We start from the raw sequence: 5,244 nt of genomic DNA, 5'->3' as shown, positions 1-5,244 counted from the left end.
AACAACACAGTAATAACAGCCGAGATGGCGATAGTTGGAAGTTTCGGCGGAGGAGCTATCTATTCATATGACGATTTGAATGTTTACAATTCCAGATTCGCAAACAACAGTGCAGGCTACGGCGGAGCACTTTATACCAGCAAGCATATGAAAATCTACAAATCACAATTCACAAACAATTTCGCATCCATCTACGGAGGTGCAATTTATGACAGTGACTGGATGAAGATGGCAAGCAACATGGGAATTCTTCTCTTCAGCGAAGCCATGATTTACGATTCATACTTTGAAAACAACAGTGCCGGAGAATGCGGTGCCATAGATACTGCAAAACTGATAAGCAACTGCACTTTCATCAATAACCATGCAGAGTATGCAGGAACCATTTACAATGCCCAAACTGTACAGGATTCATTGTTCATCAAAAATCACGCGGAATATACCGGTGCAGCATTCTATGAAATTAACACTTTAAAAAATACCGTTTTCACAGGCAATACAGCAAAATATGGTGGTGCAGGATATAAAGCAGCCTTAGTCCAAAACTGTACCTTCACCAACAATTCCGCTGACAATGGAGGTGCAATCCATACTGCAGAAAACGTTATCGGTTCAATATTCATCAGCAATTCCGCTGACAATGGAGGTGCAATCCATACTGCAGAAAACGTGACCAAATCAAAATTCATAAACAATTCTGCAAAATACGGCGGCGCAATCGCAGATGAAAATCTCACCATGTCCGGCTGTGATTTTGAAGGCAACCTGGCAAACACAAGCGGAGGCGCATTGTATTTAGCCGGCGAATGCCTAATCGTGGATTCAGAATTTATTGAAAATCTGGCTTTCTATGGAGGAGCAATGTATCTTGAAAAACTGGGAAATTACACAATCGAGAGCTCCTCATTCATCAGAAATTCCGCAAATTACGGAGGTGCACTGGATGCATATTCAGATACTGAAGAGACAATGGCGCATATCTATGTCGTTGGCAGCGAATTTATGCAAAACAGTGCAAACAGAAGCGGAGGAGCCATCTACAGCGAGGGATTCATCCTTATCGATTCAGACAGCTTTGCAAACAATTCGGCAAACTGGGGAAGCACAATATATTCTTCAGCATATCTCTATATTATAGGCTCAAACATCACTTCAGACGGTAATGTGACTCCGGTTCACTACCAATACTTCTACAACGATGATGATACATTTTATGGAGAACTGTATCTCAAGGACAATAAGATCACTTCAGAAAACGGAGCAATCTACTATAATGAAAATGAAATTCCATACAGGATGCCTCTGTATCTGGTTTTCACCGAAGGCAAGGTAATCAAAGGCAAAAGCGTGAATGTTGCTCATCTTGAAGACGGAAGCGGAAATCAGTTCTATTCATTTGGAATAGGTGATTTGAAGTTAACAATGACAGACAAAAACGGCAACGTGGTCCGCTTCACCCTGCCTTACAATATGACTCTAGAAGGCTACATTCTGAAAACCTATGGAGCGAAGCTCAAAGTAACCGTGAAAACCCTCTCCAATAAGACAATGGCAAATGTTCCGGTTACTGTCAAACTGAACGGAAAGACATATGCACTGACTACAAACAAGAAAGGCCAGGTAAGTTTAGCCTTAAAGCTTGTTCCTAAAACCTACACTGCAAAAGTCATATTCAAAGGAAACAAGAAGTATGTCCCTGCAACAAAAACAATTAAGGTAACCGTCAAAAAAATCAAAACGAAAATAGTCGCTTCCAAAAAGACATTCAAAGTGAAGGAAAAGACAAAAAAATATACGGTAACCCTTAAAAATAACCTTGGAAAGGTCATGAAAAAATCAAAGCTCAAACTCAAAATCAACGGCAAGACCTACAAGGCAAAGACAAATTCAAAAGGAAAGGCAACCTTCAGTGTGAAACTGACCAAAAAAGGAAAATTCAAAGGCACAATAAAATTTGCCGGCAACAAATATTATAAAATGACTATCAAAAAAGTGAAAATTACAGTAAAGTAATCATTGGGTGTTAAAATGAACAGAAAAAAGACCGAATATCTAATCATAGCAACGGTAATGATATTGCTGATTTATGGAGGATACTGCCTGATGAGCCACAAATATATGGAACAGAAGGCAAACGTTACCGATTCGATTAGCGCGAACTATCCTGCAAGTTCCGAATACACCGTTTTTGGAAATACCGTTGAATTCAAAAATCCTCAAGATCCGTTCTACAACATGAACATAAGCAAGCTGAACTCAACCGACAAAAGGATAACCACGCTCCTGAACGGTTACGCTGCGGTGAATGAAGGAACAATCGACTACAAGAATGAAACCTGCTACCTGATTACACTTAAATTTGAGGAAAACAACGGCTTCAAATATCATTCCCTAATCATTCCGTATGATTCATTCAACAAGAGCAGCCTGAAATTTACCAAGGACACAGACGTCTATCTGTTTGAGGCAAACAACAGAGAATTCCTTGTGGATACTGCATTCAACAGCGAGGTGAAAACATGAACCCCGACAACCAGAAGCATAACGTTTTTATAAGCTATTCTACAAGAAACAGCGATATTGCCCAGAGGATTTGTTATCTTCTTGAAGAAAACGGCCTGAAATGCTGGATTGCACCGAGAAACATTTCATCAGGAAAAATATATATCGAGGAAATCGGAGATGCGATAAGGTCAACAAAAATCGTTGTCCTGGTCTATTCGTCATTTTCACAGGCATCAAGATACGTCAACAACGAAATTGAAATGGCATATTCATACAACAAACCAATCATTTCATTCAACATTGACAATGCAGAACCGAAAGATGAAATGGCATACTTCCTGAAGGTGTCACAGTGGCTGCCCGCATTTCCTGATCCCGAAGCGGAATACGAAACGCTGATTAAGGACGCCAAACAGTTATGTGACGAAAAAAGCGATGCTCCAATCATTACTGATTTCACCAATTACAAAGAGGAGGACATGTCAAAGCATAAAAAAGATTATCTATCACTGATTCTTCTTTTTACTCCAGTGTATTGGGCGTCATTCATATACATGGGACTTACATCACATAAAAGATTATGGACCGTGATGGGGCTGATATACCTGATTCCAAGCATAATTATTCTGCTTTTAGAATTTCAAATCATCGGTTATCTGTTTATCATGCGCCCCCTACTGAATCTGTTTATCCTGCTATTTGCAATGTTCTGGATAATAGCCATAATACACGGATTTTTAATCAGAAACGAATTCCTGACAAGAAAATCAATTTTAAGATTTACATTTTCAGACGAAAAGCTCTTCGAATACCTTTATGAGGAGTATATACACATTTAGTGAGGTCGTATCATGAACCATGACGTATACATATGCTATGATAAGAAAGACGAATACCTTAGCGACGAACTCTATCAGCTATTTGAAAAAAACAATATCAATGCATGGAGCAAGTCAAAAGATATGCATTCAGACGAGAGCGTTGATACCATAACCAATGCAATAAGCGAATCCAAGTGCTTTGTGCTGCTTCTTGGCAAAAGTTCAAATGATACAAACTACATCATGACCGAACTGGACATTGCATTTTCAAATGAAATCCCAATCGTCGTATTTGACATCGATGAGGGAAAATCATCCAAAAAACTGGAGTTTCTAATAAGGACACAGAAGGTAATACCTTCATATCCGAACTCCAAAAAGCAATTGGAAAAGCTAGTGAAAGAAACATCAGACATTGTGAAAAAGCCAGTTGACAAAGTGAAAATCGATTCAAAAACAGTTGATGCATTTGAGCAAATAAATCCCAAAAGAAAGGAAAACAAAATCAAAAAATATATTGCCATAGCCATTCCGATTGTTGCAGCACTGATTTTGATATACTTCTTTGTCATCATACCAACAGGACAGAATACAACCTCCGATGGAATATTTGCCATGAATATGACCAAAATTGAAGTAAACGGAAATCAATATGCCGTTTATGGAGAATCCTATAATATGCCATCAAATCCTGAAAAATATATCATGAACATCAGGTTTTATGACAAGGACAACAACAATGTCTTTGAGGTAAACTCTACGGCCGATGAATTCAAGAAGGGCATCATCTGGCAGGGCGACTTGACTACAAACAATGCAACACATGCGGAATTCAAGCTGATTGACCTTAACAATAAGGTTATTTCGCAGAACGATTATGTCATAAGCTGAATTATATAAAAATTTGTTTGTAAATAGCTAATGGCCAATGTTAATGTAAAAATAAAAAAATTAAAGAAAAAAATATAGATTTTAAAGCTCAAAGCTGAAGCTTACAGTGGTAAATTTCATGCCGCTGTCTCTTATTTTTTTGGATTTGATGTCAACATCACCATATTGCTTTAAAAAGGTGTTGATTTCACTTGAGACGGCATTATAGTTTTTTCTGTCATATACCCTGTAGTTTCCCATGAACTTGACGGAGTCACTTCTGTTTAAAACATTTACCCTGTCCATTCTGAATGATTCGCCGTTTTTCTCAAGAACAGAGTTGATCTTGTCCACTATTTCCGCCTTGATTTTCTGTTTTTCCTCATCACTAATCATCATATTTTCCCCCAATTGCCTTTTTGATGCTTTTCAAAGCAAGCTTTAATTAATATGTCTGTTTTCTTAATTATTATATATTATGAAATCAATATTTCGGATTACTCCTCGTAATACCTGCAGAAGTTTCTTGTGTATATCTCATCATGCCCGAGGGCGCAATAAGAATAGTCATGGTCGGCGTCCATCTGGTCTCCCTCATAATATTCCATGTAATATCTGCAGCTGTAATCGCAGTACCATCCGTCATCTCCCTTAACTCTTTTGGGCCGGTTTTTAAAAGCTTCAGCCTCCTTCAAATGTTCAATCAGTTTTTTAATGCATTTTTTTGCGTTTTTGTTTTCTGCATATTCCCACTTGAGCCTCTCCCGGTATTCAAACTGGGATTCGCCGGATGCAGGGGCCAGGGAACCTCTGTATTTGTCGCTGCATTTTAGAGTCCATTTTGTCTCATCATCCCTGAATTCAGGTTTAGTGTAGCTGTTTTTGGATTGGAGGGATTTTACCCTTTTTATGTCGGCAATAAAACCTGACCCGCATTTGGCGCATGAGTATTCGTCAGGTTTTATAATGTAAAGGCAGCTTATGCAGTAATCAGGCGATACGACCTTCCATCTCGAACATATTTCACGCAGATGACCGTCCACTTTCC

Annotated in this window: 5 protein-coding genes and 1 pseudogene; 4 read left to right on the top strand and 2 right to left on the bottom strand. The window is 38.6% G+C overall.

Annotation, left to right across the window (positions count from 1 at the left end; translation table 11 throughout):
• The 4 genes and pseudogenes from QZU83_RS10420 to QZU83_RS10405 form a co-directional block, all read left to right on the top strand.
• A pseudogene (locus tag QZU83_RS10420) lies at positions 1-2,013 on the top strand (hypothetical protein); the annotation flags it as partial.
• Positions 2,014-2,028: 15 nt separating this feature from the next.
• Positions 2,029-2,523 carry a hypothetical protein gene (locus tag QZU83_RS10415; protein ID WP_295611921.1) on the top strand — a complete coding sequence of 165 codons (495 nt, stop codon included), beginning with the start codon at positions 2,029-2,031 and terminating at the stop codon, positions 2,521-2,523.
• The gene (locus tag QZU83_RS10410) at positions 2,520-3,344 is read left to right on the top strand and encodes a toll/interleukin-1 receptor domain-containing protein (protein ID WP_295611920.1); all 825 of its coding nucleotides are present in this window, start codon (positions 2,520-2,522) and stop codon (positions 3,342-3,344) included. The genes QZU83_RS10415 and QZU83_RS10410 overlap by 4 nt, the downstream gene beginning before the upstream one ends.
• A gap of 12 nt (positions 3,345-3,356) precedes the next feature.
• On the top strand, positions 3,357-4,217 hold the full coding sequence (locus QZU83_RS10405; protein WP_295611919.1) for a toll/interleukin-1 receptor domain-containing protein: 861 nt from the start codon (positions 3,357-3,359) through the stop codon (positions 4,215-4,217).
• A gap of 81 nt (positions 4,218-4,298) precedes the next feature.
• On the opposite strand, the gene QZU83_RS10400 is transcribed toward QZU83_RS10405, so the two are convergent.
• Positions 4,299-4,595, bottom strand: coding sequence for a hypothetical protein (locus tag QZU83_RS10400; RefSeq protein WP_295611918.1), 297 nt, complete (start codon positions 4,593-4,595; stop codon positions 4,299-4,301).
• Positions 4,596-4,693: 98 nt separating this feature from the next.
• Positions 4,694-5,244, bottom strand: a 551-nt coding sequence (locus tag QZU83_RS10395) for a hypothetical protein (RefSeq protein ID WP_295611917.1), incomplete at its 5' end; no start/stop codon positions are given.

The sequence above is a fragment of the uncultured Methanobrevibacter sp. genome, assembly GCF_902771435.1.
Lineage (GTDB): Archaea > Methanobacteriota > Methanobacteria > Methanobacteriales > Methanobacteriaceae > Methanocatella.
The sequence above is the reverse complement of the archived record's forward strand: the minus strand, read 5'-3'. Positions and strand labels throughout refer to the sequence as shown.

Excerpts from the sequence above, each read along its gene's own strand:
- QZU83_RS10415 (WP_295611921.1), top strand. The coding sequence starts at position 2,029 with ATGAACAGAAAAAAGACCGAATATCTAATCATAGCAACGGTAATGATA.
- QZU83_RS10410 (WP_295611920.1), top strand. The coding sequence starts at position 2,520 with ATGAACCCCGACAACCAGAAGCATAACGTTTTTATAAGCTATTCTACA.
- QZU83_RS10405 (WP_295611919.1), top strand. The coding sequence starts at position 3,357 with ATGAACCATGACGTATACATATGCTATGATAAGAAAGACGAATACCTT.
- QZU83_RS10400 (WP_295611918.1), bottom strand. The coding sequence starts at position 4,595 with ATGATGATTAGTGATGAGGAAAAACAGAAAATCAAGGCGGAAATAGTG.